Raw genomic sequence first — 25,819 nt, forward strand, 5'->3', positions numbered from 1 at the left:
GGGGCGTAGACTCCGCGGAATCGAAAGTGCCGGATCCGGTTCAAGCACCGAGCCCGGCTTCAGCACACTCCGCAAGGTCGGTCCAGGTGAGCGACGAGACACATCCCGTGCCGGACGCGCGGGGCCCAGTCGGCCGGCTCACCGTGCGTGACGTGCTGGGACTGGACCTGATGGCGACCTGGGGCCCCGAGGTGGTGGCCGGTGCGGCACACCTGGACCGACCGGTGCGCTGGCTGCACGTGGCCGAGGCGGCCGACGTGGGGGTGATGCTGACCGGCGGCGAGATCGTGCTCACCACCGGCCTGCTGCTGGTCGGCGATGAGCAGGCCCAGGTCGCCTACATCGAGTCGATGCAGCGCGCCGATGTCGCGGCCGTGCTGCTGGGTCTGGGCCGGGCCTTCCGGACCACGCCGCCGGCGATGCGGCGGGCGGCGGAGCGGTGCGGCGTGCCGCTGATCGTGCTGCACCGTCCGGCGCCGTTCTCCCAGCTCACCGAGGAGGTGCACTCCCGGTTGGTGCACGGCAGGTTCGCCGCGCTCAACCTCTCCGACCGGATCCGCTCCTCGCTCACCGCGCTCAACCTCTCCGGCGCCCCACTGCAGCAGTTGCTCGACGAGATCGCGGCCTTCGGAGGCTGCCCGGCTGTCGTGGCCAACCTGGCGCACCGGGTACTGGCCACCGCGGGCGACCGGAACTCGCTGAGCGAACTGATGCGCGACTGGGACCGGGTCTCGCGACAGGTCGCCGAGCTGGTGCGGAACGACCCGGTGACGGTCGGCCCGGACGGCTGGATCGTGGCGGCGCTGGAGGCCCGCGGCCAGCGTTGGGGGCAGCTGGTCCTGTTCGGCTACCCGGGCTCCGAGGAGTCCGGCCAGATGCTGGGGCAGCGCGCCGCCGAGGCACTGGCCATGAACCGTCTGCTCGGTGACCGTGACCGGAGTTGGGAGGACCACGCGGCGGAATCGCTGCTCAGCGACCTGGCCGCGGGTGCGGCCCGGCCGGAGCAGCTGCTCACCCGGGTCCGGGCCGCCGGACTGCCGGTGAACCGACGCACCTTCGTACCCGTGGTGGTCCGCGAGCTGGTCGGCAGGGTGGCCGACAAGGAGGGCCTGCCGCAGTTGCTCGACCGGATCCTCGGCGAGGAGGCGGTGGCGGGCCTGGTGGGGAGCATCGGCGTGGACGGAACGGCGGTGCTGCTGAGCGTCCCGCACGACCAGGACGCCGACGCGGTGCTGCGGCGCGTCGCGGTGCAGACCCACGAGCGGCTGGCGGCCCGGGGCCGCAGGGCCGTGGTCGGGGCGGGCTTCGGGTGCGCGGTGCTCGACGAGGTACGCCGGTCCTTCGTCGAGGCGGTGCACGTCGCGGACGCCGCACTGGCCGCACCCGCGGCCACCGCGGTGGCGCGCCTGCGTGACGTGCGGCTGCGCGGGCTGGTCCGGCTGCTGCGGGACGAGCCGGAGCTGCAGGCGTTCATCGAACGGGAGCTCGGGCCGCTGCTGGAGAAGCCGCCGCTGCTGGAGGTCCTGCGGACCTATCTGGGGAGCGGCCGCAACAAGTCGCTGGCCGCCCAGGTGCACCACATCAGCCGGCCCGCGCTGTACCGGCGACTGGAGAGCATCCAGGCGCTGCTGGACGTCGACCTGGACGACTGGGAGCAGCTGACCTCGCTCTACGTCGCGCTGCTGGCCCACGAGGCGCAGCGGGCAGTGGGCCCGGAGGCCGCCTGGTGAGGAGGAACCAGGCGGCCCGTCGTGGTGGCCGGCCTCAGACCTCGGCCGTGGCCGGCTCGTACGCGGCCGGTACGGCCCGCTGCACGGGCGGGGCCAACCGGGTGAGGGCGACGTAGAGCACCAGCGAGGAGGCCAGGCCGACGGCCCAGCCGTAGTCGGCGAGCGGCTGGAGGAAGCCGATCACGCCGCCGGTCGGGAAGGGGCCGCCGTAGGAGCCGCCGACGGCCAGCAGTCCGCCGACGACGAAGGCCGCCACCGCCCTCCAGTTCCAGCCCGAGGCGTACCAGTAGCGGCCGCCGGGGGTGTAGAGCTGGTCCAGCTCCAGGTGGGTGCGGCGGATGATCCAGTAGTCGGCGATGAGGATGCCGGCGACGGTGCCGAGCAGGCCGCCGACCACGCCGAGCCAGGTGAAGATGTAGATGTGCGGGTCGGCGACGAGCTTCCAGGGGAAGATCACGATGCCGACCACGCAGGCGATCAGCGCGCCGGTACGGAAGCTGATGATCTTCGGCAGCAGGTTGGAGAGGTCGTACGCGGGGCTGACCACGTTGGCGGCGATGTTCACCGACAGGGTTGCGACCAGCACCACCAGCAGCGCGAAGAGGGTGCCCGCCACGCTGTCCATCTTGGCGGCGAGCGCGATCGGGTCCCAGATCGGCGTGCCGTAGACGGCCTGGGAACCGGAGGTGACCAGGACCGAGAGCAGGGCGAAGAGGGTCATCGTGGTGGGCAGGCCGAGCGCCTGGCCGCGGATCTGGGCCTTCTGGCTGCCGCCGAAGCGGGTGAAGTCGGGGATGTTGAGCGACAGCGTCGACCAGAAGCCGATCATGCCCATCAGCGACGGGAAGAAGATCTTCCAGAAGCCGCTGCCCCAGCCCAGCTTGGACGGCTGGTCGAGCAGCGGGCCGAAGCCTCCGGCCTTGACCGCGATCCAGGCGAGCAGGGCCAGCGCGCCGACGATGACGAAGGGCGCGGCCCAGTTCTCGAACCGGCGCAGCGTCTCCATGCCGCGGACGATGATGGCGATCTCCAGCGCGCAGAAGAGCAGGAAGGAGAGCCACTGCGTCCAGGGGAAGCCGCCGACAGCCGAGGCGGTCTGCCAGCCGTGGCCGAGGAGCTTGCCGGCGAGCAGGAAGATGCCCTCGCCGCCGATCCAGCTCTGGATCCCGAACCAGGCGCAGGCGACCGCGGCACGGATCAGTGCGGGGAGGTTGGCGCCGCGCAGGCCGAACGCGGCGCGGGCGAAGACCGGGAAGGGGATGCCGTACTTGGTGCCGGCGTGTCCGGTGAGCAGCATCGGGACCAGCACGATGACGTTGGCCAGGGCGATGGTCAGCACCGCCTGCTTCCAGTCCATGCCGAGCGCTACCAGCCCCGAGGCGAGGGTCCAGGAGGGGATGTTGTGGGCCATGCCGACCCACAACGCCAGGAAGTTGTACGTGGTCCAGCGTCTGCGCCCGACCGGGACCGGTACGAGGTCCTCATTGGTGAAGCGCGGGTCGCTGGGAGCGACTCCGGCGGCGAGTTCGACTCGTCCGTCGGGATGGGTGGTCTGCGCCGCCGTGGGCTGGGGGGTGATTGTGGACATGGACGGCCACCTCGGTTCGCGGGGTCTCGCGTGGGGGACGGGACAGAGGCCGGCGGGCACGGCGCTGGGCTGCCGGACGAACGAGTGAACGAGTGGAGCAGTGGTCAGCTCATCGCGGGGATGACGCTGGTGCCGTAGGCGTCGATGGTCGACTCCACGGCGTCGTGCATGGCGTAGACCGCGAACTGGTCCACGCCCAGGTCGCGTAGCTGCTGCAGCTTCGCGACCTGCGCCTCGGGCGGACCGATCAGGCAGAACCGGTCCACGATCTCGTCGGGTACGAAGGCGGTGTCCGGGTTCCCGGACCGGCCGTGGTGGCGGTAGTCGTACCCCTGACGTTCCTTGATGTACGCGGTCAGCGCCTCGGGGACCAGGCCGGAGCCCTCCCCGTAGTGGCGCACCAGGTCGGCGACGTGGTTGCCGACCATACCGCCGAACCAGCGGCACTGCTCCCGCGCGTGCGCCAGTGCCTGCGGCGAGTCGTCCTCGGTCACGTACGCCGGGGCCGCCACGCAGATCTTCACGTCGTCCGGGTCGCGGCCGGCCGCGCTGGCCGCGTCGCGTACGGCCTTGATCATCCACTCCGTCAGGAAGGGGTCGGCCAGCTGCAGGATGAAGCCGTCCGCCTGACGTCCGGTCAGTTCCAGTGCCTTGGGTCCGTACGCGCCCATCCACACGGGCAGCGAGGCGCCCTCCTTGACCCACGGGATCCGCATCGCGGTCCCGTCGACGACGGTCTCCCGGCCCTCCGCCAGCTCCTTGATCGCGTGCATGGCCTCGCTGAGGCGGCCGAGGGTGGCGGGCTTGCGCCCGGCGACGCGCATCGCGGAGTCGCCGCGGCCGATCCCGCACACCGTCCGGTTGCCGTACATGTCGTTGAGCGTCGCGAACAGTGAGGCCGTCACCTCCCAGGTGCGGGTGGAGGGGTTGGTGACCATCGGGCCGACGACCATGCGTTCGGTCTCGGCCAGGATGCGGCTGTAGACGACGAAGGGCTCCTGCCAGAGCACGACCGAGTCGAAGGTCCAGCCGTGGCTGAATCCGGCCGCCTCGGCGCGCTTCATCCGCTCGATCAGCAGCGAGGCGGGCGGGTCGGTCTGCAGGACGAGGCCGATGTCCACGGGAATCCTCCGGTAGTCCGGGAGTGGGAAGGTTGGGGAAGAGCCAGGGGGAGATCTGACGAGGGATCAGATGAGGTACTGGCAGGTGTCGCGGGTCTGGAACCGGCCGTGCCCGGGGCGGCCCAGGTAGCTGTCGCCGTCGACGACCACGGTGCCCCGCGACAGCACCGTCACCGCCTTGCCGCGCACCCGCAGGCCCTCGTAGGCCGAGTAGTCGACGTTCATGTGGTGCGTCGCCGCCGACAGCGTCTGCGTCGCGTCCGGGTCGTAGACCACGATGTCGGCGTCAGCACCCGGCGCGATCGTCCCCTTGCGCGGGTACAGTCCGAACATCCGGGCCGGGGTGGCCGACGCGATCTCCACCCAGCGCCGCCGCGTGATGCGCCCGTCCACCACCGCCTGGTGCAGCAGGTCCATCCGGTTCTCCACGCCGGGCAGCCCGTTCGGGATCTTGGAGAAGTCCCCGCGCCCCAGCTCCTTCTGACCGGAGAAGCAGAACGGGCAGTGGTCCGTCGAGACCACCTGCAGGTCGTTGGTCCGCAGCCCCCGCCACAGCGCCGCCTGGTGCTCCTCGGGCCGCAGCGGCGTCGAGCACACGTACTTCGCGCCCTCGAAGCCCGGTTCGGCCAGGTTGTCGGTGGACAGGAACAGGTACTGCGGACAGGTCTCGCCGAAGACGTTCAGTCCCCGGTCCCGCGCGGCCGCCAGCTCCGCGACGGCCGAGGCGGCCGAGACGTGAACCACGTACAGGGGCGATCCGGCCACCTCCGCCAGGCGGATCGCGCGGTGCGTCGCCTCGGCCTCCAACAACTCGTGCCGCACCTCGCCGTGGTACCGCGGGTCGGTGCGCCCGCTGGCCAGCGCCTGCTCCACCAGCACGTCGATGGCGATGCCGTTCTCCGCGTGCATCATCACCAGGCCGCCGTTGTCCGCGCCCTGCTGCATCGCCCGCAGGATCTTCCCGTCGTCGCTGTAGAAGACACCGGGGTAGGCCATGAACAGCTTGAACGAGGTCACCCCCTCGTCCACCAGGAGGTCCATCTCCTTGAGGCTGTTCTCGGTGACATCCGACATGATCATGTGGAAGGCGTAGTCGACGGCGCAGTTGCCCTCGGCCTTGGCGTGCCAGGCGTCCAGGCCCTCACGCAGTGAGTGGCCGACGGACTGCACCGCGAAGTCCACGATCGTGGTGGTACCGCCCCAGGCCGCGGCCCGGGTGCCGGTCTCGAAGGTGTCCGAGGAGGCGGTGCCGCCGAAGGGCAGCTCCATGTGCGTGTGCGCGTCCACCCCGCCCGGGATCACGTACTTCCCGGACGCGTCGATCACGCGGTCCGCCGACCAGCCCTCGGCCAACTGGCTGCCGCTGGCGGCGAGGGCCACCACCTGCTCGTTCTCGATCAGGACGTCGGCCGCCGTCTCTTCGGCCGCGGTGATCACCAGTCCGCCCCGGATCACCGTACGAGTCATTCGCGTTGTTCCTTCCGTTCTTCCCGTCAGGACGTCACTGGATGCCTTGACCAGGCCCCGGTCAAGCCTCGGTCAGGCCCTGGTCAGGCTTCGGCGAGGGAGCCGTAGGCGTCGGGGCGGCGGTCCCGGTAGAAGGCCCACTGGTGGCGCACCTCCTCGATCAGGCCGAGGTCGAGGTCGCGCACGACCAGTTCCTCCTCCTTGTCGGAGGCCGGCTCGCCGACGAACTGGCCGCGCGGGTCCACGAAGTAGGAGGTCCCGTAGAAGTCGTTGTCGCCGTACTCCTCCACCCCGACCCGGTTGATCGCGGCGACGAAGTACTCGTTGGCGACGGCGGCCGCGGGCTGCTCCAGCTGCCACAAGTACGCCGAGAGTCCCCTGCTGGTCGCCGAGGGGTTGTAGACGATCTCCGCGCCGGCCAGGCCCAGCGCCCGCCAGCCCTCCGGGAAGTGCCGGTCGTAGCAGATGTAGACCCCGACCTTTCCGACGGCCGTGTCGAAAACCGGCCAGCCCAGGTTTCCCGGCTTGAAGTAGTACTTCTCCCAGAACCCCTTGACCTGCGGGATGTGGTGCTTGCGGTACTTGCCGAGGTAGCTGCCGTCGGCGTCGATGACAGCGGCGGTGTTGTAGTACACGCCGGGCTGCTCGACCTCGTACACCGGCACCACGATGACCATGTTCAGTTCCCGGGCCAGGTCCTGCATCCGGGTCACGGTCGGGCCGTCGGGGACGGCCTCGGCCCAGGCGTAGTGCTCCTCCTCCTGCACCTGGCAGAAGTACGGGGCGTTGAAGACCTCCTGGAAGCCGATGACCTGCGCACCCTGCGCTGCCGCGTCGCGGGCGTACTGCTCGTGCAGGTCGATCATCGACTCCTTGTCGCCGGTCCATCTCGTCTGGACCAGGGCTGCGCGGACCACACGGCTCATCGGCTTTCTCCTCTGTGAAGAGCGGGTTCCCCGTTGACGGTCGACATTAGGAGATCGCAGCCATGGCGGTGGAGTGGCACGGTGTAACGCGACGGGCATTCAGTCGTTCCGCGGCGTCACGCCGAAAGAAGCCAAAACGCGGTATTTGAAGAACGGTGACGAATCCAGTGAAATCCGCGTTTCCGGTCGAGCTTCGGCATTAATTTCCGATGACACGAAGAACCCCGGCGCGGCGCGGCTCAGGTGCGGCGCGGCTCAGGTGCGGCGGGCCTCGCGCTCCGTCTTCGCCCGCACCGTGTCGATGACCGCCTGGACGGCCGTGATGAAGTTCTGGGGGTCGTCCAGACCCACGAACCGCGGTGCGACCCGCGCGATGTTGGGGTATTTGTCGGGCGGCAGCGTGAGGTAGTCCGTCTTCCAGGCGTGCAGGTCGGCGTCCCGGAGTTCCGGGGACAGCGCGGCCAGGCTCGCGTCCATGGCGCTGTAGGCCAGCACCAGGTCGGCGAAGACCCGGTAGTAGCGGGCGGCCTCGGCGTCGTCGAGGCCGGCCCGGCGCATGCAGTCCAGTTTGCGCTCCACGGACCGGAATTCGTTCTCCCGCCGGGCGGTGCGCGCGGCTGCCAGGGCCCCCACCCGGGGATGGCGGAGAAACGCCTCATGGGTGTGGATCGCGATCTCCATGAGATCGTGGGCCCAGTCGTCCGTGGGCGGCGGGGTGCTGGCCAGTGCCTCCTCGTGCAGGGCGTCGATGAGTGCCAGCAGCAGTTCGTCCTTGTTGCGGAAGTGCCGGTAGATCGCCGTCGGATGAGCGGACAGCTCACGGCCGAGGGCCTGGAACGTCAGCTTCTCCATACCGGAGGAGTCCGCGACCCGGAACGCCGCTTGGACGATCAGCTCCTGGCTCAGGGTGCCTCGCGGCAGCCGGCTCTGGTCCGCCTTCTTGGTCGCCTTCTTGGTCGTCCTGCTACCGCTGGTGGTCATGCTTCCCTTCCCCACGTCGATCCCTCCCATGATCGCGCACCCGGCCACGGCGTCAGCCGGCGACCGCCGAACCGTCCGCGCGCGGATCGGTGGCCGCCGCCAGCTGCGGCCGGCCGTCCCCGGGGAGCCGCCGGACCAGTTGGCCGTGGCCCACCCCGTCCTCGTTCGCGCCGAGCGGCCGGACGGTGAAGCCCGCTCCCTCGATCGCGTGGAGTCCGGCGGCAGGGACGTCCCGCTCGGTGCTGACGACGCCCGCGCCGGTCGTCACCCCCGCCTCCATGGCTCCGAGGACCCAGCGCGGCGTCGACACGGCGTGTTCGGGAGCGGAACCAGCGGCGAGATGCAGGGCCATGTGGGTGTGCACCTGGGGTTGCGCGCGTCCGCCCATGGCGCCGTGCGCGCCGACGAGTTCACCCCCTTCGCGGACCAGCACCGGCATCAGCGTGTGCAGCGGCCGCTTCCCCCCGGCCAGCCTGTTGGGCGAGGCGGGGTCGAGGGAGAAGGAGGCGCCCCGGTTGTGCAGCACGATCCCGGTGCCGGGGTCGAGCAGGGCGGCGCCGAAGCCGTGGAAGACGCTCTGGATCAGCGAGACCCAGGTGCCCTCCGCGTCGGCCACCACCACCGCGACGGTGTCACCGGACGCCTTGCGCTGTGGGAGCAGGTCGATCGCCGTGCCCGCCATCGCGTGCTCGGCGACGCGCCGCGCGTATGCGTCGGACAGCAGGTGGTCGACCGGGGCGCTGCTCCACTGCGGGTCGGCGCAGTAGCGGTCGCGGTCGCCGGCCGTCCACGCGAGTACGGAGGCGACCACGCCGGCGTCGCGGCCCAGCGGGTCGAGCGGCCCGCGGACGGTGCGGGCCACGTCGAGTGCCTTGAGGCCCTGGAGGAAGAAGAGGCCCTGCGAGTTCGCACCGGCCGACAGGTACTCGACACCGTCGTACTCCGCCGAGAGCGCCGGCGAGAGCTCCACGGTGTGTGCGGCGAAATCCTCCTCCGTCATCGCGGAACCCCGCGCGGCGAGCAGCTTCACCAGGCTCGCTCCCACCTCTCCCCCGTACATCGCGGCGGGGCCTTCGGAGCCGATCAGGGCCAGCGAGCGGGCGAGGTGGGGCTGGCGCAGCGTCTGTCCGGCCGCGAGGACCTCGCCGTCGGAGAAGAACACCCCTCGCGTACCGGGATCCCGCGCCAGGTGGCCGCTCTCCCGTGCGAGATCGTTGGCCAGTCCGGGGGCCACCGCCACCCCCTCACGGGCGGCGGCCTCGGCGGGCGCGAGCGCCGAGGCGAGCGGACGGGTGCCCCAGGTCTCGGCGAGGGCGCCCCATCCGGCGACCACGCCGGGCACCGTCACCGGCAGGGCGCCGAGGACCGGCATCACCTCGTGCGCCGCCGTCAGCGACGCCACGTCGACCGCGCGGGGGGACCGGCCGCTGGCGTTGACGAAGCGGACGTCGCCGTCCGCGGTGCCCACCAGTGCCAGCAGGTCGCCGCCCACGGAGCACTGGTTGGGGTACACCACCGTCAGCATGGCGGCGGCGGCGAGCGCCGCGTCGACCGCGTTGCCGCCCCCGCGCAGCACATCGGCCGCCGCCTCACTGGCGGCGGCGTGGGGCGTTGCGACGGCCCATTTCCCGCCGCTCGCGGCCAGCGGACGTTCGGCCGGCGGACGTTCGGCCGGCGGACGTTCGGCCGGCGGACGTTCGGCCGGCGGACGTTCGGCCGGCGGACGTTCGGTGTGTGCGGACATCGTTTCCTTCCCGAGTGCGTCGGCGGCCGCCTGCTGTGCGACCTCTTTAACCGCCGCGTTACAAGGGACTTATTGACAGTCCGAGAGCGGCGGGCCTAGCTTCCATCCATAGTCAACGTCATCGACTATGGCACTGACTTACATCGCCGCGCAACAGCGTGAACTCACAAAGGAGTTCGAAAATGGCCAGATCGCTCTTCTGCTCCCGACGACCGGTATCCGCGCTGGCCGGCGCCACCGCCGCAGCCGTCCTGGCCCTCACCGGATGCGCCGGGAAGTCCGGCGGGACCGCCGCCGGCGCCACCACGACGGCGTCGGTCACACTGCCCGCGGACGCGCTCGTGAAGGGCGGTCAGATCACCTACTGTTCGGACATCAGCGCGCCGCCGCTGACGTACTACGACACCGCGCAGAAGCCGGTGGGAGCCGAGATCGAGCTCGGGAACGCGCTGGCCGCCGAGCTCGGGGTCCGGGCGATCTGGGCCAACACCGGCTTCAGCGGGATCATCCCGGCCCTGCAGGCCAAGCAGTGCGATGCGATCATCAGCCAGCTCTACATCAAGCCGGAGCGCGAGAAGGTCGTCGACTTCGTCCCGTACATGTACGCCTCCAACACCCTCGTCGTGGCCGAGAAGAACGCCGCGGCCGTCAAGGGCGCGGACGACCTGTGCGGCAAGAAGGCGGCCGGGCAGACCGGTACCACCGTCGTCCAGTACCTGACCGACGCGTCCGACAAGTGCAAGGCGGCCGGGAAGGCGGAGATCGACATCCGGCAGTTCACCAAGGACACTGACGCCCTCCAGCAACTGCGTCTCGGACTGGTGGACGCCTACGGCACGACGCTGGAGACCGCCGCGTACGTGCAGAAGCAGCAGCCGGGCACCTTCGGCCTCGCCGGCGAACCGTTCAACCGCATCAAGGTCGGGGCCGCGACCCGCAAGGACGACACGTCCCTGCACGACGCGCTCGCCCAGGCGCTGGCTGCGGTACGCAAGAGCGGTGCGTACGACACGATCCTCAAGAAGTGGAACCTGACCGGCGACGACATCGCCAACTGACTCCCGGGGCAGGCGCGCAGAGAGAAGACCACGTGACCCACGCAACCGTCCTCGCCGACGCAGGGCAGCCGGCCGGCTTCGACTGGCCGTTCTTCTGGCACTACCTGTCCTCGCCCTCCGGGGTGTTCCTCGACGGACTCTGGCGCACCGTCTACATCTCGGTCGTCGCCCAACTGCTCGGTGTGATCCTCGGGTTCGCCGTCGCCCTGGCCCAGCGCAGCCGCTTCTCGCCGCTGCGCTGGGGCGGCCGGACCTATGTCTGGCTGATCCGCGGCACGCCCCTGCTCGTCCAGCTCGTCCTCGTCTACAACGGCCTCGCCGCGGCGGACGTCTACCGCTTCGGCGACATCCAGGTCGGCGGGCTCGTCCTCCTCGGCGTCGTGCAGGCGGCCACGCTGACGCTCGCCGTGAACGAGGCCGCGTACATGGCCGAGATCTTCCGCGCGGCCCTCGACGCCATCGATCCCGGGCAGGCGGAGGCGGCGCAGGCGCTGGGCATGACCCCGGCGATGACCATGCGGGTCGTGCTGCTGCCGCAGGCGATCCGGATCATCGTTCCGCCGCTGGGCAACGAGTTCAACCTGATGATGAAGTCGACCTCCCTCCTGTCGGTCATCGGCCTGCAGGAGATGTTCCTGACCGCGCAGTCGATCAACTCGGCGACCTTCAAGACCTTCGAGATATTCCTCGTCGCCGCCTGCTACTACCTCGCGCTGACGACGGTGTGGTCGTTCGTCCAACGGTTCATCGAGCGCAAACTCGCGGATCCCGGGCAGGTGATCGCCGCGCCGTCGCTGCGGGAGCGGTTCGCTGGAGGCGGCCTGGGCCGCGCCACCGGCCGCGAGAAGACCGAGCTCGTAGACCTCGTGGACAAGGAGGCCCACTGACATGGAACCGATCACAGAGCAGGCCGGGGAGCGGGCGGGGCACGGGGCCGCGTCGCCCGCCGGGCCGGCCGACGCGGCGGCCGTGATGTCGGCGCGCGGGGTGGTCAAGCGCTTCGGCGGCGTCCCGGTGCTGAACGGCATCTCCATGGACGTCCGGGCCCGCGAGGTCGTGGTCATGGTGGGGCCGTCCGGGTCCGGCAAGACCACGTTCCTCCGCTGTCTCAACCACCTGGAACGCATCGACGAGGGCGAGATCCTCATCCACGGCCGCCCGGTCGGCTACCGGCCGCGGCCGTCCGGCTCCGATCGGCTGGTGGAGGAGCGGCCGAAGGTGGTGGCGCAGCGCCGCCGCAACATCGGTTTCGTCTTCCAGCGCTTCAACCTCTTTCCCCACCTGACGGCGCTCGACAACGTGGCCGTCGCGCCGACGAAAACCCTCGGCATGCCGAAAGCCGAGGCCAGGGAGCAGGCGCAGGCCCTCCTGGCGAGAGTCGGCCTCGCACACAAGGCGTCGTCGCGGCCGTCAGCACTGTCCGGCGGCCAGCAGCAGCGCGTCGCCATCGCCCGCGCCCTCGCCATGAAGCCGGAGCTGATGCTGTTCGACGAACCGACGAGCGCCCTCGACCCCGAGATGGTCGGCGAGGTCATCGCCGTGATGAAGGAACTCGTCGACGACGGCATGACGATGATCGTCGTCACCCACGAGATGGGCTTCGCCCGCTCGGCCGCGGACCGGCTGGTCATGTTCGACCAGGGGGCCGTCCTGGAGGAGGGCCCTCCTGAGCAGCTCATGACCGACCCCGCCCACGACCGCACGCGCGCCTTCCTGCGCCGCATCAACGAGGGCGGCTGAACACTCGCGGCACCGACACGGCGCCCGACTTCGATGAAGACCGAGCGCGCACCCGCCGGACCGGCGTGCGGCGCTGGTGAGGGCAAGCCGGATCCGGCCAGATCGCAGGCCCGTTGGCCACCGGGCACGGTCCCGGTGTCGGCGTCGGCGTCGGCGCCGGCGCCGGCGTCGGCGCCGAGGTGTCTCAGCTCCTCTGCAGAGGGTGCATTGCTCGCTCGCCCCTGGACCCTGGCGCGCCGCCCGGGCCGGATGCGGGGCCGCCGACATACACTGGCCGAGCCCCGGGCGCCCGGGCCGTTCTCGATCCGCGCCCCGCTTGTCACAAGGGCGACTGGGCGGACAGATGTGCTGGAGCGCACAGGCCGACATGGTGGCCGGCGGGGTGGTCGCGGGCGTCGGCCTGCTCTGCCTGGCCCGCGTCCGGCGCTCCGGCCACGCGGAACGGCTGCCGCTCGGCGTACTGCCGCTGCTCCTGGGCGTACACCAGCTGATCGAGGCGTTCGTCCGGCTCGGCGCGGACGGTGAACTGTCCGCCGGGCCCGCAGGCGTGGCGCGGACCATCTGGGCAGCGATCGCCCTGCCGCTCCTGCCCGTCCTGGTCCCCGCCGCCGTGTGGTGCGCGGCCACCGAACCTGGCCACCCGGCCGGACCAGGCCGGCGCCGCGTGCTCGCGGGCATCACCCTGCTCGGCACGGCTGTCGCGGCGCCGCTCCTGTGGGCTGTCGCCACTCACCCGGTGAGGGCCACCGTGCAAGGCCACACGATCAGTTACGGCATCGGCGTCCCGCACCCGGCGGTCCTGCTGACCGGCTATCTCCTCGCCACTGTCGGTTCCCTCCTGCTGAGCGGTGATCGTTCACTCCGTCACCTCGGCCTGCTGACCGGAGCGGGTGCTGCGGGTTGCGCACTGCTGTCGCGGCTCGCCTTCCTCTCCACCTGGTGCGCGCTGGCGGCGCTGTTCAGCATGCTGCTGCTCCGCTGGGCGGGCCGCCCGTCGTACGCGACCCAGGCGACTGGGCGGTAGCAGGCGTCCGCTTCGCGGCTGCCGTCGTCCCGTCGCTGCTGTCAAGCCGTTGCGTGGCGCTCGCGCAGGGTGGCGACGCCGTCGCCGTCGAGTTCCTCGCAGTAGGCCGCACGGCCGACCATGGCCATGACCAGCGCCAAGGTAGTGCCGGACACCCGTGGCCCGGCACCGGCGGTGAACGGACCGTCGGTGGCCGTCAGCCGCAGGCCATGGACGCGACTTTTGGCGAATACGGGCAGGTCAGAGCCGTGGTAGTAGTCGGCTACGGTGGTCAGGGTGGTGACGGGGTAGTCGCGCTCGATGCCGAGCGGCCGGCGGATGTCCTCCCCGTGCACGATGGTTTCGCCGAGCATCGCCACGATCGGAAGGGGCGGCTTGGTCGTGCTGGTGGTCACCCGGCGGAATCGCGCGAGTGTCTCGGCCGGGCCGGCGCCCAGGTGCTCGGCCAGCCGCATGGCGACCTGCCGGTCGAAGTCGAAGCGGCAGCGGATGACACCCGCCATCCACCGCACCGGGTTGAGGCTGGCCCCGGCGGTCATGTGCGCGAGCACCTCGCGAACGGTGAACCGGTCACACAGCGACTGGGTGGCCCACTGTTGCTCGGTCAGCTCTGCGAGGTCGGCGGACAACGCGGCCCGCTCGGCGTGGATCAGCGACCAGTTGCGGGTCGCGGGTCGAAGGTCGGTCGTCGGTGTCGGTGATGTCATGCGGGCGATGCTCCTGTGCGGTAGTCGGGCGGGCGGGGATCCGGTCAACGGCTGACCAGGCCGACGTGGTTGCCGTCGGGATCGGTGAACACGGCGATACGGCTGACGGGCGTGTCAATCGGGGCAAGGACGCGGGTCGCGCCGAGCTGCTCGGCGCGGGCGAGCGCGGTATCGACGTCGTCGACCGGGAAATAGGCGACGAGCCCGGTGTACGGACTGTCCGGGCCGGCCTGGCCGATCCCGCCCGACGGCCGGCCGTCGCCGTCGGCGACCAGTGCGTAGGTCGCGTCGAGGCTGTTGACCGACCAGTCGAAGAGTTCCTGGTAGAAGCGTCGCGCGCGCGGGGCGTCGGGGGTGGAGATGTCGAACCAGGCGGGCAGGTGCGGGCGGTCGGTCGAGCTCATGAGCAGCCTCCTCGGGGCGGGCAGGGGTGATCGGTGGGACGTGTTCGACAGGTGAGACCGCCGCCGTGGGGCAGAATCGTCGCTCGTGGACGAGATTTCTTCCGGTCGGCTCGCGGACGGCACCGGCGAGGCGAGTGGGCAGCGCGCTCAGGACGCCGATCTGGCCCGCGCCCGTGACGGGGACGATGCCGCGTTCACCCGGCTACTGGCACCGTTGCGCCGGGAGCTGCACGCCCACTGCTACCGGATGCTCGGTTCCGTTCACGACGCCGACGACGCGGTGCAGGAGGCGCTGGTGCGCGCCTGGCGAGGACTGGCGCGGTTCGAAGGCCGCAGCACCCTGCGCACATGGCTGTACACCGTGGCCACCCGTGTCTGCCTGGACATGGTCGACGCCCGCGGCAAGCGGGCTCTGCCGATGGACCTGGGTCCGTCCAGCGAGCACGCCGTGCTCGACCAGGTTCCGCGCACCGAGGTCGCCTGGCTCGGTCCCTACCCCGATGCCGGTCTCCCGCACGAGCCCGCCGGACCGGAGGCCCGCTACGAGCAGCGCGAGGCGGTTGAGCTGGCGTTCGTCGCCGCATGCCAGCATCTGCCGGGCAACCAGCGGGCGGCGCTGCTGCTGTTCGACGTCCTCGGGTTCACGGCAGCCGAGATCGCCGCCATGATGGACACCTCCACCACCTCGGTGAACTCCGCACTCGCCCGCGCCCGTCGCGTCCTCGCGGGCAGGCTTCCCGCCCGCACCCAGCGGGAGACGCTGCACTCCGTCGGCGGCGCGCGAGCGCGGACGCTGGCGACCGGATTCGCCAGCGCGTTGGAACGCGGCGACGCCGAGGCCCTGATCGCGCTCCTCACCGAGGACGTCACCTGGTCGATGCCGCCGCTGCCGCACTGGTACCACGGCATCGACGCCGTCTGCGACTTCGCCGTTCAGGTGCCCATCACCCGTTGCCCGAGCTGGCGGCACCAGCTGACCAGCGCGAACGGCCAGCCGGCCGTCGGGTTCTACCTCGGCGCCGACCCCGCGCACCCGCACCACGCGTGGGCGATCGCGGTGCTGACCCTGCGCGACGACCGGATCGCGGAGATCACCTCGTTCCTCGACCCCGGCCTCTTCCGACTGTTCGGTCTGCCCGGCACCATGGCCTGACTCCCATCAGGATGACGGTCGGCGGGCCGTCGACCGTCGGGGAGCCTGCCGTCAGACCAGCGCCCGGACCAGGCCGTGCAGCCAGTTCCGGTACACCTCGGTCCCGCGCAGCCGCTCCGGCACCAGGAATTCGCGCGGCCCGGCGCGGCGGATCTCCTCGTCGGCCACCACCAGGAAGTGGATCGACAGGGTGAACGGTTCGGCACGGTGCCCGACTTCGGCTTCCACCGCGCGGACCACGTCCCCCTCGATGTCCAGCCTGCGGCCGTCCGGTCCGGTGGTCCGAGGGGCACCCGTTCCGTCGAACTCCTCCGGCCCGTGCCATTGCAGGAGCGCCGGATCCCAGCGCCGCCGTGCCAGCTCACGCAGCGGCTCCGGAACGGCCTCGAAGTCGGGGCCGCGGAGCGTCGCCCCGGGGATGGTCACGATCTCCTCGCCCGGCGGCTCGAAGGCCTGCCGGACGGCCGCCTCCCACCACTGTCGCCACGCCTCGCCGAGCGCGGGGTCGGCCGGCCCGGACGGCTCCGGCAGCTTCGCGAGGTCCAGCGGCCCGGGCACCAGGCCGCCCGCCGGAACGTCGATCCGCTCGACGGCGCGCAGCCAGAGCGGATAGTGCAGCAGGTCACCCCACCGCCCGATGTTCATCGACCACGAAGGACTTCCCGAACGGTGCATCAGTTCCCCTCCTGAGCAGCACATCAGGCCCCCCTGACCGCGGCTCGCCCACGCTACCCCGACCCGCCCTGCCCTTGCCCTGGATACGTGGAACCCGCACCCGCGTTCGACACCACCGATGACGGCGTGCCTCGGGCACTCAACGCCGTGGCCGACTTCCGGTAACTCGATCGTTACGCACGCGGGTCGGCGCAAGGGCTTGGCGGACCTCATCACAGGTCGTATGTTGTCGCGGGCAACAAACAGGGGCCGGCTGCTTCCCCTGCTTCGTGCTCGTGCCCATCCCCACCCTTCATCAGCCAACGCACGTCCGGCACAGGTCGGACACGCCTCGAAAGGACCCTGCCCATGCGCAAGGGGCTCCTGTTCGCCACCGCCGCCCTGTCAGCGGCCCTGCTCTCCACGGTCACCGCCTGCGGCTCCTCGAGCTCCGGTACCGGCTCGGCGAGCGCCAAGAAGCCGAAGATCGGCGTGATCCTGCCGGACAGCAAGTCGTCCGTCCGCTGGGAGACCGCGGACCGGCCGTACCTCGCGGCGGCCTTCAAGGCCGCCGGTGTGGACTACGACATCCAGAACGCCGAGGGCGACAAGCAGACGTTCCAGACGATCGCCGACCAGATGATCACCAGCGGCGTGAACGTGCTGATCATCGTCAACCTCGACAGCGGAACCGGCAAGGCCGTCCTGGACAAGGCCAAGACCCAGGGCGTGGCCACCATCGACTACGACCGGCTCACCCTCGGCGGCTCCGCCCAGTACTACGTCAGCTTCGACAACACCCAGGTCGGCAAGCTCCAGGGGCAGGGCCTGACGAAGTGTCTGGGCGACATGGGCGCCAAGAACCCCGTCGTGGCCGAACTCAACGGCTCTCCGACGGACAACAACGCCACCTTGTTCGCCAACGGCTACAACAGCGTGCTGGACCCGCTGTACGCCTCCGGGACGTACACCAAGGGCCCCAACCAGTCGGTGCCCGACTGGGACAGCGCCCAGGCGCAGACGATCTTCGAGCAGATGAACACCAGTCAGCCGAACATCGGCGGGGTGCTCGCGGCCAACGACGGTCTGGCCAACGCGGCCATCGCCGTGCTGCGCAAGAACCACCGCAACGGGCAGGTGCCGATCACCGGTCAGGACGCCACGGTGCAGGGCCTGCAGAACATCCTGGCCGGCGACCAGTGCATGACCGTCTACAAGGCCGTGAAGAAGGAGGCCGACGCGGTGTCAGCCCTCGCGGTCTCGCTGGCCGGTGGCAAGAAGGGCCAGACCAGCGCCACCGTCCACGACCCGACGGGCAACCGCGACGTCCCGTCGGCGCTGCTGACACCCGAAGCCGTCTTCAAGGACAACATCCAGGACGTCATCACCGACGGCTTCGTCACCAAGGCGCAGCTGTGCACCGGCGACTACGACGCGCTGTGCACGAAGGCCGGCATCAAGTAGCGCGAGCGCCGGCCGTACCAGTGGGCCCCGGCCGTCGGTGGCGCGGGGCCCACCCCGCCAATCCCCAGGAGCCTCACCCATGACAGAGACACCGACTCTCGAGTTGCGCGGGATCGACAAGAGCTTCGGCCCCGTCCAGGTCCTGCACGACATCGCGTTCAGCGCCTACGCGGGGGAGGTCACCGCACTCGTCGGCGACAACGGCGCGGGCAAGTCGACGCTCGTCAAGTGCATCGGCGGCATCCACCCCAGCGACGCAGGGGACTACCTGTTCGACGGGCGGCCGGTTCAGGTGCACAGCCCGCGCGACGCCGCCGCGCTCGGCGTGGAGATCGTCTACCAGGACCTCGCACTGTGCGACAACCTCGACATCGTGCAGAACATGTTCCTGGGGCGGGAGAAGCGTCGCGGCATGGTCCTCGACGACTCGACCATGGAGGAGATGGCCGCCGCGACGCTCCGGGGACTCTCGGTGCGCACGGTCAAGTCCCTTCGCCAGAAGGTCTCCAGCCTCTCCGGCGGCCAGCGCCAGACCGTCGCCATCGCCAAGGCAGTGCTGTGGAACAGCAAGCTCGTGGTCCTTGACGAGCCCACCGCGGCCCTGGGCGTCGCCCAGACCGCGCAGGTCCTGGAACTCGTGCGTCGGCTGGCCGACAACGGCCTGGCCGTCGTGCTCATCTCGCACAACATGAACGACGTCTTCGCGGTCTCCGACCGGATAGCCGCACTGCACCTCGGGCGGATGGCCGCCCAGGTCAAGGCCTCCGACGTGACACACGCACAGGTCGTCGAACTGATCACCTCGGGCCGCAGCGGCAACCTCGGCCCTCGGACCACCCCCAACGGAGCCGCCGTATGACCGCCGCCGTCGCCCCCCAGAAGCCCGAGCGGCCGAACCGGCCCGCCGACTCCGAGGAGGGCCGGTCCTCGACCGCCCGCTTGGGGGACGTCGGCCGCAGCTACCTCGACCAGGTGCGCGCGGGCGAGCTCGGCGCCCTTCCCGCCGTCGCCGGCCTGGTCGTCCTGTGCGTGTTCTTCGCCCTCCTGCGCCCGGTCTTCCTGTCCAACCTGAACTTCGCCAACCTGCTCACCCAGAGCTCGGGCAGCATAGCCATCGCCATGGGCCTGGTCTTCGTCCTGCTCCTGGGCGAGATCGACCTGTCAGCCGGATACGCCAGTGGTGTCTGCGCCGCGGTCCTGGCCATCCTGCTGACCAACCACGGCTGGCCCTGGTACGCCGCGGTGGCCGCCGCCATGGTGACCGGCGCGGTCATCGGCCTGCTCATCGGCACGCTCGTCGCCAAGGTCGGCATCCCCTCCTTCGTGGTGACGCTGGCCGCGTTCCTCGGCTTCCAGGGCGTCGTACTGATCCTGCTGAAGGAGGGTACGAATGTTTCGGTCAAGGACCCGACCATCCTGGCCATCGCGAACGACAACCTCAGCCCCGTCCTCGGCTGGGTCCTGCTGGCCGGCTGCGCCGCCTGCTACGCCGCCCTGCAACTGCGCCGCAGCCGCGACCGGATCGGCCGGGGCCTGGCCGGAACCCCGGTGGCGCTCCTCGCCATCCGGACCGGCGCCGTCGTCGTGCTCGGGGGCGCGGCCGTGTACCTGCTCAACCAGGAACGCAGCCGCAACGTCATCGTCAGCTCCCTCAAGGGCGTGCCCATCGTCGTGCCCGTGATCGGGGCCCTCCTCGTGCTCGGGACGTTCACTCTGCAGCGGACCGGCTTCGGCCTGCACATCTACGCCGTGGGCGGCAGCCCCGAAGCCGCCCGCCGGGCCGGGATCAACGTCGCCTTCATCCGCATTGCCGCCTTCGTCATCTGCTCCTGCCTGGCGGCCGTCGGTGGCATCATCGCCGCCTCCCGGGGCAACTCCGTGGACCCCAACACCGGCGGGAGCAACGTCCTGCTGCTCGCCGTCGGCAGCGCCGTCATCGGCGGCACGAGCCTGTTCGGCGGTCGCGGCCGCGTCGTCGACGCCGTGCTGGGCGGCCTGGTCGTCGCGGTGATCCAGAACGGCATGGGCCTGATGGGGTACTCCTCAGGCGTCAAGTACGCTGTCACGGGATCGGTTCTGCTGGTGGCCGCCGGCGTGGACGCCATGTCCCGCCGCCGCTCAGCCCAACGATGAGGGTCGCCAGCCATGAAAGCCGGTCCTTCCCAGGAAGAGGTCCGCCAGCACAATCTGGGTGCCCTGCTGCGCCACGTCCACTTCGACGGGCCCACCTCGCGAACCGTCCTGGCGACCCGGCTCGGCCTCAACCGCAGCACCATTCTGGGTCTGGTCGGCGATCTGACGGCTGCGGGCCTGGTCCGCGAGGAGTTGCCGCAGGAAACCGGCCGGGCCGGGCGGCCCTCGCTGGTCGTGAAGCCGGAGTCCACTCACGTCCACGTCCTGGCGGCGGACGTGGGCGTGGAGCGCCTGGCGGCGGCCCTCATCGGACTCGGCGGCGTGTTCCTGGACCGGCGCGAGTGCCCATGGCCCGACGGGCGCCCGCAGGACCCCGCGCGAGTGGCCGCCATCCTCGCGGGGTTCGCCCACGAGATGCTGGCTCGCGCACCGGCCGGCAGTTCGTGCGTCGGCGTCGCCGTGGCGGTGCGCGGCATCGTCCGCCACCCCGACGGGCTGGTCAGTCTCACCCCCAACATGGGCTGGAAGGACATCGACTTCGCCGGTGCGTTCGCCGACCGGCTCCGCCTGGACGTCCCGGTCCTGGTCGCGAACGAAGCCAATCTCGGCGCGCTCGCCGAGCATCGGCGCGGCGTCGGCCGCGGCAGCCAGAACCTCGTCTACCTCCACGGCGAGATCGGGATCGGCGCCGGAGTGATCACCGACGGTGAACTCCTGCGCGGCGAGCGCGGATACGCCGGCGAGATCGGCCACATGAACGTCAACCCCTACCAGGGACGGCCGTGCGGCTGCGGCGCCCACGGCTGCCTGGAGGCCGAGGCAGGTGAGCGCGCCCTCCTGGAAGCCGCCGGTCGGGACGGCCGCGTCACCGGGGTCGACGCCGTACGGTCGGTGGTCACCGCCGCCGACCACGGAGACGTCACCGCGCGTGCGGCCCTGCACCGCGTCGGAGACTGGCTCGGCATCGGCATCGCGAACCTCGTCAACCTCTTCGATCCGGACCTGGTCATCCTCGGTGGCACCCTCCGGGACGTCTTCCTCGGATCCGCCGCACAGGTGCGCAGCCGGATCAACACCAATGCCCTTGCCGCGGTGCGGGAGAACCTGCGGCTGCGGGTCAGCGAACTCGGCGGTGACACCGTCCTGATCGGCGCCGCCGAACTGGCGTTCTCCGAGGTGCTCACTCGACCGCTGGAGACCCTCACCCGCCTCTCGGAGCAACGCCGGGCCCGTCCCGTGGCGCTGAGCCCGTCCTCGCCCGAGAACTGAGCGGACGTCCTGCTGCGGGCTGTCCTCGGCGTGCCGGCGAGGCGGTCGACCAGTGGAACCGGTTGACGGGCCGTCGGGGCGGCGTTACGGTCTTATTGGCTTTCGGTAATGCTTCCGAAACATTCGAAGCCTCCGTTTGCCGGCGCCCGGCCCTGTCCCGCACCACCGCTCGTCCGCTCCCCCACCCGACGCGGAAGGACAACAACGGTGCCCGACACCCCGCAGGCCACCAGGTCTCGCACAACGGCACCCCCACAGTCACCGGCGACGGCCGTTCCCCGCAGCGGCCGTCGCCGGCCCACCGTCGCGCTCACCTTCGACGACGGGCCGCACCCGGAGTCGACGCTCGAGCTGCTCGCCACGCTGGTCGCGGCGGGCCACCGGGCCACCTTCTTCGTCTGCGGTCAACAGGCCGAGCGGCACCCCGAGTTGCTGCTCGCCCTGGACGCGGCCGGGATGTGGATCGGGAACCACAGCTACTCGCACGCACACCTGACCGGGCTCGACCGAGCGGCCGTGGCCCAGGAGCTCGGGCGCACCCAGCGCATCGTCCGGGAGCTCACCGGAACCGCGCCCACCCTGTTCCGCCCGCCCTACGGCGAGACCGACCTGGAGGTCCGCGCAGCCGCCGCGGCCGAGGGGCTCACCGAGGTGCTCTGGACCACGGACACCCGCGACTGGGCGGGAGCGCCGGCAGCGGAGATCGCGGCCGTCGCGGGCCAGGCACCGGCGGGCGCCGTGGTGCTGCTCCACGACGGCCGCTCGGCCACGGTCGGCGCACTGCCCGCGATCCTGCGAGCCTGGTCCGCCCGGGGCCTGGTGCCGGGGGCGGTGACTCGGACGTAGCTCAAGGGCGGCCGCGCCGCGATGAGTGCTCCGCCGCCCGGGCAGCGAACCCGCTGCCCGGGCGGCTCCGTCACGCCGTCAGCCGCAGGCCGCGCCGTTCAGGGTGAAACCGCTCGGGGCCTGGTTGCCGCCCGAGTAGGAGGCGTTGAACCCGAGGTTGGTGCTCGCGCCCGGCGCCAGGGTGCCGTTGTAGGAGAGGCTGGTGGCCGTCACCGTGTTGCCCGACTGGGTCCAGTTGGCGTTCCAGCCGTTGCTCAGGTGCTGGTTGCCGGGCCAGCCGAAGGAGAGCGTCCAGCCGTTCACCGGGGTGCTGCCGGTGTTGGTGAGCACCAGATTGGCGGTGAAGCCGCTGCCCCAGTCGTTGTTCACCGAGTAGCCGACCTTGCAGCTGCCGCCGCCGGTGGCCGCTGCCGTGGTCACCGTGACGGTGCCGGAGCGGGCCGAGCGGTTGCCCGCCGTGTCCTTGGCGTAGACGGCGAAGGTGTAGCTGGTGTTCGGCTGCAGGCCGCTGACCGTCGCGCTCGCGCCGGTCGACGACGCCACCACGGTCTCGGTGCTGCCCGCGGCCTGCACCACGTCGTAGCCCGCCAGGCCGGTGGCGCTGCTGGACGGGGCCCAACTCAGGTCCACCGAACTGCCGGTGACCCCCGAGGCGGTCGGCGTGCCCGGCGTGGTCGGCGGGGTCACCGTGCTGCCCGGCCGCAGGGTGACCAGCACCGCGCTGTACGGCGCGACGGTCTGCGAAGTGGCCGTTCCCGCGCTCGCGGTGGTCAGCGCGGCTGCGGCACCCGCCATCGTGGTCACCGTCGGCGTGCCCGTGGCCGGGGTGAAGCCGGCGTAGGACAGGCCCACCTGGTAGCTGCTGCTCGGGTCGTCGTTGACCAGCAGCACCCGCAGCGAGCCGTCGGCGGCCTTCACCGAGTAGGCCTGCAGCAGGGACTGGTTGGAGCCGGCCGCGACCAGGGTCTCGCCCGGGTGGACGAACCGGCTGAGCAGCGTCATGCCGTTGTAGGCCGGGAACGGTGTGTCGGCCGCCGGCTCGCACAGCTGCGCGCCGCTGCCGGCGACGCAGCTGCCGTCGGCGAGCATGCCGTAGTCGCCGTAGTTTGCCGAGCCGTAGAGCGAGGAGCCGTTGTCACCGGTGCTGACGATGCCGTTGTGGATCTGCCACCAGTCCACGCTGGACACGCCGTTGGCGAGCCAGCCGAGGTAGTCCTGCGGCAGGAAGAGCGCGTTGACCAGGCCGACCGTCTGCTTGCCCGGGTTGGAGGAGACCGAGTTGGTCTCGGTCAGCATGATCGGCACCGAGCTGTTGCCCGCGTACTGGCCGAGCTGCGAGCGCAGCGTGCTGACCATGCCGGGGATCTGCGCCGAGGAGGCGAGCAGGCCCGCGTCGGTCGGCCCGGGCGGGGTGACGCTGCTCGGGTTCTGCGGGTACCAGTGCACGTCGGCGAAGCCGATCTGCCCGGCCAGCGCCGTCATCACGGTCTGGTTCCACGGCTGCGGACTGCCCGCCGAGGTGCTGCCGTCCGGCCAGTTGCCCGGCGCGGTGAGCACCACGCCGACCTGGATGGTCGGGTCGACGGCCTTCATCGCCGCGATGTACGCCTTGGCGTTCTGCGCGTACACCGCCGGTCCGCAGTTGGTCGGGTTGGCGCCGGCGGCGCAGTGCTTGTCGGTCTCCCAGTCCGCGTTGTAGGTGCCGTTGCCGTAGATCTCGTTGCCGATCTCCCAGTACTTGATGTGGTAGTCGTGCGTGATGTTGGCGTACCGCACCCAGTCGGCGGCGAGTTGGGCGCCGCTCTCGGCCGGGGTCTTGGTGGCGCCGATGACGTCACCGCTGCCGTAGTTGACCGTCACCATGCCCTGGGCGCCGGACTGCTGGAGGATCGCGGCGTAGTGGTCGAAGTCGACTGCCTGGGTGCCGTAGGTGAGGTCGCTGTTGGTCTTCCAGTCGTAGCTGTCGGACGAGCTGCCGCCGGGGAAGCGGACCAGGCCGACACCGGCCTGCTTCAGTTGGCCCGGCACCGCCGCGTCGGTCAGCTTGCTGTCGTAGACCGAGCCGTTGGTGCCGATCGCGGTGGCGGGGACGGTGGCGAGGGCCTGCGCGGCGTTCACGCTCACCGTCGCCGCGGTGGTGGCGGGGGCGGCCGCGCCGGCGCTCGACGCGGTGCTCCAGAGCGGTCCGGCGGCCAGCAGGGCCAGGGCGGCCAGGACGGCGGGCAGGCGCGACTGCCTCGTTGGGGGCCACAAGGGCATGGACGTGATCCTCTCGACGGGTGGGTACCGTCGGAGCATCGCGGGGTGAGAGTGGGCGCGGACCACCGACGGTGACCCGAGAGTCGACCGGGGCACCACCGGGCGTCAACGGCGCTGCCCGCCGTCCGGTGCCCTTCCACGGGCTGAGCTGCGGTCAACAGTCGGGCGGCCGACCGAAACTTTCATGCCGGGGCAGCGGTCCGACACCCGTCGGGCCCGCCCGGACCGGCCTCGTTCAGCCGGCCGGCAGCAGGGTGGGATCGGCGATGATCCGACGGACCGTCAACTGCGCCGCGCCCAGCACCGGTCCGCGCCGGCCCAGTTCGGAGGACCGCAGAGCCTGCGGCTCCCAGGGCCGGACCGTGACCCGGGTGGCGAGCTCGGCGCGCATCGCCGGCAACAGCCAGTCGGCGAGCTCGGCGTAGGCACCGCCCAGGACCAGGCCGTCCGGGTCGATCAGGTTCACGGCCGAGACGAGGGCCAGGCCCAGCGCCCGCCCGGCACGCTCCAGGGCGTGCAGGGCCGGCGCATCCCCGGCGACGGCCCGCTCGGCCAGCAGGGCCACCGGATCGGCGGGCTGCGCATCCCCGTCCTGGGCGAGCCCGGCCTCGTGGGCGAGCCCGGCCTCGCGCAGCACGGCCACCTCCCCCGCGTACTGCTCCAGGCAGCCGCGGGCGCCGCAGGCACAGGGAACGCCGTCCGGGTGGACGGGGATGTGACCGAGTTCGCCGGCGAAGCCGCGGGCACCCCGGAACAGGTGCCCGCCGACGACCAGGGCGGCGCCGATCCCGGCCTCGGCGGAGACGTGCACGAAGGTCTCGCCGGCGTGTTCGGCGTGCCAGTACTCGGCCAGCGCGCCGAGGTTGGCCTCGTTCTCCGGCTCGGGCGCGCCGGCGGGGTCGGGCCAGTGGTCGGCGGGGCACACGGCGTGCCACCCGAGGTTGGGCGCATGCGCGACCAGTCCGCGCGGTTCGTTCGGCACCACCCCGGGAACGGCGAGCACCCGGCCGGCCACCTGCAGCCCGAGCGCGGCGGCCTCGGCCTCCACCTCGGCGGCCAGCGCGGCCGTCTCGGCCAGTACCCGCTCGACGGGCCGACCGGCGTTGGCCCGCTCCACCCGACGCCACACCCGCGGTTCACCGCGCAGGTCCACGACGCACGCGCCGAGGTGCGTCACGCCGATCTCCAGGCCGAGTCCCGCCGGACCCCGATCGCTCACGGTCAGCGCCCGTCCCGGACGGCCGACCCGACCGCTCGGCGCGGTCTCCGCCTCGGACAGCGCCCCGCGGCCGATGAGCTCGTCGACCAGGGAGGAGACGGCCGCCCTGGTCAGACCGGTGCGCCCGGCGACATCCGCACGGGAGAGCGGACTGTGCGCGGCAACCGAGCCGAGGACCACCGCGAGGTTCTGCCGGCGCATGTCCTGCTGCGAGGCGGGCCCGCTCTCCGCGCTTGTGCTCGCCCTGCCGACTGCCGCCACGAGCTGTCCTCTCCCATCGGTCCCTGTCGGTCCTCCGCCTGGGCACCCTGCAATGCCCCCGCTCGACGCAG

Annotated in this window: 22 protein-coding genes; 11 read left to right on the top strand and 11 right to left on the bottom strand. The window is 71.3% G+C overall.

Features of this window, described 5'->3' with window-relative positions; all coding sequences use genetic code 11:
• Window positions 1-86: 86 nt before the first annotated feature.
• On the top strand, window positions 87-1,730 hold the full coding sequence (locus BR98_RS02460; RefSeq protein ID WP_267886036.1) for a PucR family transcriptional regulator: 1,644 nt from the start codon (window positions 87-89) through the stop codon (window positions 1,728-1,730).
• Window positions 1,731-1,764: 34 nt separating this feature from the next.
• On the opposite strand, the gene BR98_RS02465 is transcribed toward BR98_RS02460, so the two are convergent.
• The 6 genes from BR98_RS02465 to BR98_RS02490 form a co-directional block, all read right to left on the bottom strand.
• On the bottom strand, window positions 1,765-3,318 hold the full coding sequence (locus BR98_RS02465; RefSeq protein ID WP_051969222.1) for an NCS1 family nucleobase:cation symporter-1: 1,554 nt from the start codon (window positions 3,316-3,318) through the stop codon (window positions 1,765-1,767).
• A gap of 104 nt (window positions 3,319-3,422) precedes the next feature.
• On the bottom strand, window positions 3,423-4,439 hold the full coding sequence (locus BR98_RS02470; RefSeq protein ID WP_035839545.1) for a TIGR03842 family LLM class F420-dependent oxidoreductase: 1,017 nt from the start codon (window positions 4,437-4,439) through the stop codon (window positions 3,423-3,425).
• 66 nt (window positions 4,440-4,505) lie between these two features.
• Window positions 4,506-5,906, bottom strand: coding sequence for a dihydropyrimidinase (hydA, locus tag BR98_RS02475; RefSeq protein WP_035839546.1), 1,401 nt, complete (start codon window positions 5,904-5,906; stop codon window positions 4,506-4,508).
• Between the two features lie 83 nt (window positions 5,907-5,989).
• Window positions 5,990-6,832, bottom strand: a complete 843-nt coding sequence (locus BR98_RS02480; RefSeq protein ID WP_035839548.1) for a nitrilase-related carbon-nitrogen hydrolase — start codon at window positions 6,830-6,832, stop codon at window positions 5,990-5,992.
• A gap of 255 nt (window positions 6,833-7,087) precedes the next feature.
• The gene (locus BR98_RS02485; protein WP_035839551.1) at window positions 7,088-7,813 is read right to left on the bottom strand and encodes a TetR/AcrR family transcriptional regulator; all 726 of its coding nucleotides are present in this window, start codon (window positions 7,811-7,813) and stop codon (window positions 7,088-7,090) included.
• Between the two features lie 52 nt (window positions 7,814-7,865).
• Window positions 7,866-9,557, bottom strand: coding sequence for a gamma-glutamyltransferase family protein (locus BR98_RS02490; protein ID WP_051969223.1), 1,692 nt, complete (start codon window positions 9,555-9,557; stop codon window positions 7,866-7,868).
• Between the two features lie 182 nt (window positions 9,558-9,739).
• On the opposite strand from BR98_RS02490, the gene BR98_RS02495 reads away from it, so the two are divergent.
• From BR98_RS02495 to BR98_RS02510, 4 genes are all read left to right on the top strand, one after another.
• On the top strand, window positions 9,740-10,615 hold the full coding sequence (locus BR98_RS02495; protein ID WP_035839554.1) for an ABC transporter substrate-binding protein: 876 nt from the start codon (window positions 9,740-9,742) through the stop codon (window positions 10,613-10,615).
• A 32-nt stretch (window positions 10,616-10,647) separates the two neighbouring features.
• On the top strand, window positions 10,648-11,502 hold the full coding sequence (locus BR98_RS02500) for an amino acid ABC transporter permease (RefSeq protein ID WP_051969224.1): 855 nt from the start codon (window positions 10,648-10,650) through the stop codon (window positions 11,500-11,502).
• Between the two features lie 85 nt (window positions 11,503-11,587).
• On the top strand, window positions 11,588-12,355 hold the full coding sequence (locus tag BR98_RS02505; protein ID WP_035842586.1) for an amino acid ABC transporter ATP-binding protein: 768 nt from the start codon (window positions 11,588-11,590) through the stop codon (window positions 12,353-12,355).
• 343 nt (window positions 12,356-12,698) lie between these two features.
• On the top strand, window positions 12,699-13,379 hold the full coding sequence (locus tag BR98_RS02510; RefSeq protein WP_035839557.1) for a DUF6629 family protein: 681 nt from the start codon (window positions 12,699-12,701) through the stop codon (window positions 13,377-13,379).
• A gap of 41 nt (window positions 13,380-13,420) precedes the next feature.
• On the opposite strand, the gene BR98_RS02515 is transcribed toward BR98_RS02510, so the two are convergent.
• Together BR98_RS02515 and BR98_RS02520 are read right to left on the bottom strand one after the other, a co-directional pair.
• Window positions 13,421-14,086: a maleylpyruvate isomerase family mycothiol-dependent enzyme gene (locus BR98_RS02515; RefSeq protein ID WP_035839559.1), complete on the bottom strand. Its 666-nt coding sequence runs from the start codon at window positions 14,084-14,086 to the stop codon at window positions 13,421-13,423.
• Between the two features lie 44 nt (window positions 14,087-14,130).
• Window positions 14,131-14,490 (bottom strand): VOC family protein, encoded by a 360-nt coding sequence (locus BR98_RS02520; RefSeq protein WP_035839562.1) that lies wholly within the window; start codon window positions 14,488-14,490, stop codon window positions 14,131-14,133.
• Between the two features lie 85 nt (window positions 14,491-14,575).
• Between BR98_RS02520 and BR98_RS02525 the strand changes: the two genes are divergently transcribed.
• Window positions 14,576-15,643: a sigma-70 family RNA polymerase sigma factor gene (locus BR98_RS02525; RefSeq protein ID WP_232247208.1), complete on the top strand. Its 1,068-nt coding sequence runs from the start codon at window positions 14,576-14,578 to the stop codon at window positions 15,641-15,643.
• Window positions 15,644-15,694: 51 nt separating this feature from the next.
• On the opposite strand, the gene BR98_RS02530 is transcribed toward BR98_RS02525, so the two are convergent.
• Complete coding sequence (locus tag BR98_RS02530; protein ID WP_157537327.1) at window positions 15,695-16,318, bottom strand: hypothetical protein; 624 nt, start codon at window positions 16,316-16,318, stop codon at window positions 15,695-15,697.
• Window positions 16,319-16,666: 348 nt separating this feature from the next.
• Between BR98_RS02530 and BR98_RS02535 the strand changes: the two genes are divergently transcribed.
• From BR98_RS02535 to BR98_RS02555, 5 genes are all read left to right on the top strand, one after another.
• Window positions 16,667-17,761, top strand: a complete 1,095-nt coding sequence (locus BR98_RS02535; protein WP_035839566.1) for a sugar ABC transporter substrate-binding protein — start codon at window positions 16,667-16,669, stop codon at window positions 17,759-17,761.
• 79 nt (window positions 17,762-17,840) lie between these two features.
• Window positions 17,841-18,620 (top strand): ATP-binding cassette domain-containing protein, encoded by a 780-nt coding sequence (locus tag BR98_RS02540; protein ID WP_035839569.1) that lies wholly within the window; start codon window positions 17,841-17,843, stop codon window positions 18,618-18,620.
• On the top strand, window positions 18,617-19,894 hold the full coding sequence (locus tag BR98_RS02545) for a sugar ABC transporter permease (protein WP_035839583.1): 1,278 nt from the start codon (window positions 18,617-18,619) through the stop codon (window positions 19,892-19,894). The genes BR98_RS02540 and BR98_RS02545 overlap by 4 nt, the downstream gene beginning before the upstream one ends.
• 12 nt (window positions 19,895-19,906) lie before the next feature.
• Window positions 19,907-21,163 carry an ROK family transcriptional regulator gene (locus tag BR98_RS02550; RefSeq protein WP_051969225.1) on the top strand — a complete coding sequence of 419 codons (1,257 nt, stop codon included), beginning with the start codon at window positions 19,907-19,909 and terminating at the stop codon, window positions 21,161-21,163.
• Between the two features lie 207 nt (window positions 21,164-21,370).
• On the top strand, window positions 21,371-22,009 hold the full coding sequence (locus tag BR98_RS02555) for a polysaccharide deacetylase family protein (RefSeq protein ID WP_198042108.1): 639 nt from the start codon (window positions 21,371-21,373) through the stop codon (window positions 22,007-22,009).
• A gap of 78 nt (window positions 22,010-22,087) precedes the next feature.
• On the opposite strand, the gene BR98_RS02560 is transcribed toward BR98_RS02555, so the two are convergent.
• Window positions 22,088-24,268 (bottom strand): cellulose binding domain-containing protein, encoded by a 2,181-nt coding sequence (locus BR98_RS02560; protein WP_063774699.1) that lies wholly within the window; start codon window positions 24,266-24,268, stop codon window positions 22,088-22,090.
• A 235-nt stretch (window positions 24,269-24,503) separates the two neighbouring features.
• On the bottom strand, window positions 24,504-25,688 hold the full coding sequence (locus BR98_RS02565) for an ROK family transcriptional regulator (RefSeq protein ID WP_083975893.1): 1,185 nt from the start codon (window positions 25,686-25,688) through the stop codon (window positions 24,504-24,506).
• Window positions 25,689-25,819 lie beyond the last annotated feature (131 nt).

The organism is Kitasatospora azatica KCTC 9699, assembly GCF_000744785.1.
Lineage (GTDB): Bacteria > Actinomycetota > Actinomycetes > Streptomycetales > Streptomycetaceae > Kitasatospora > Kitasatospora azatica.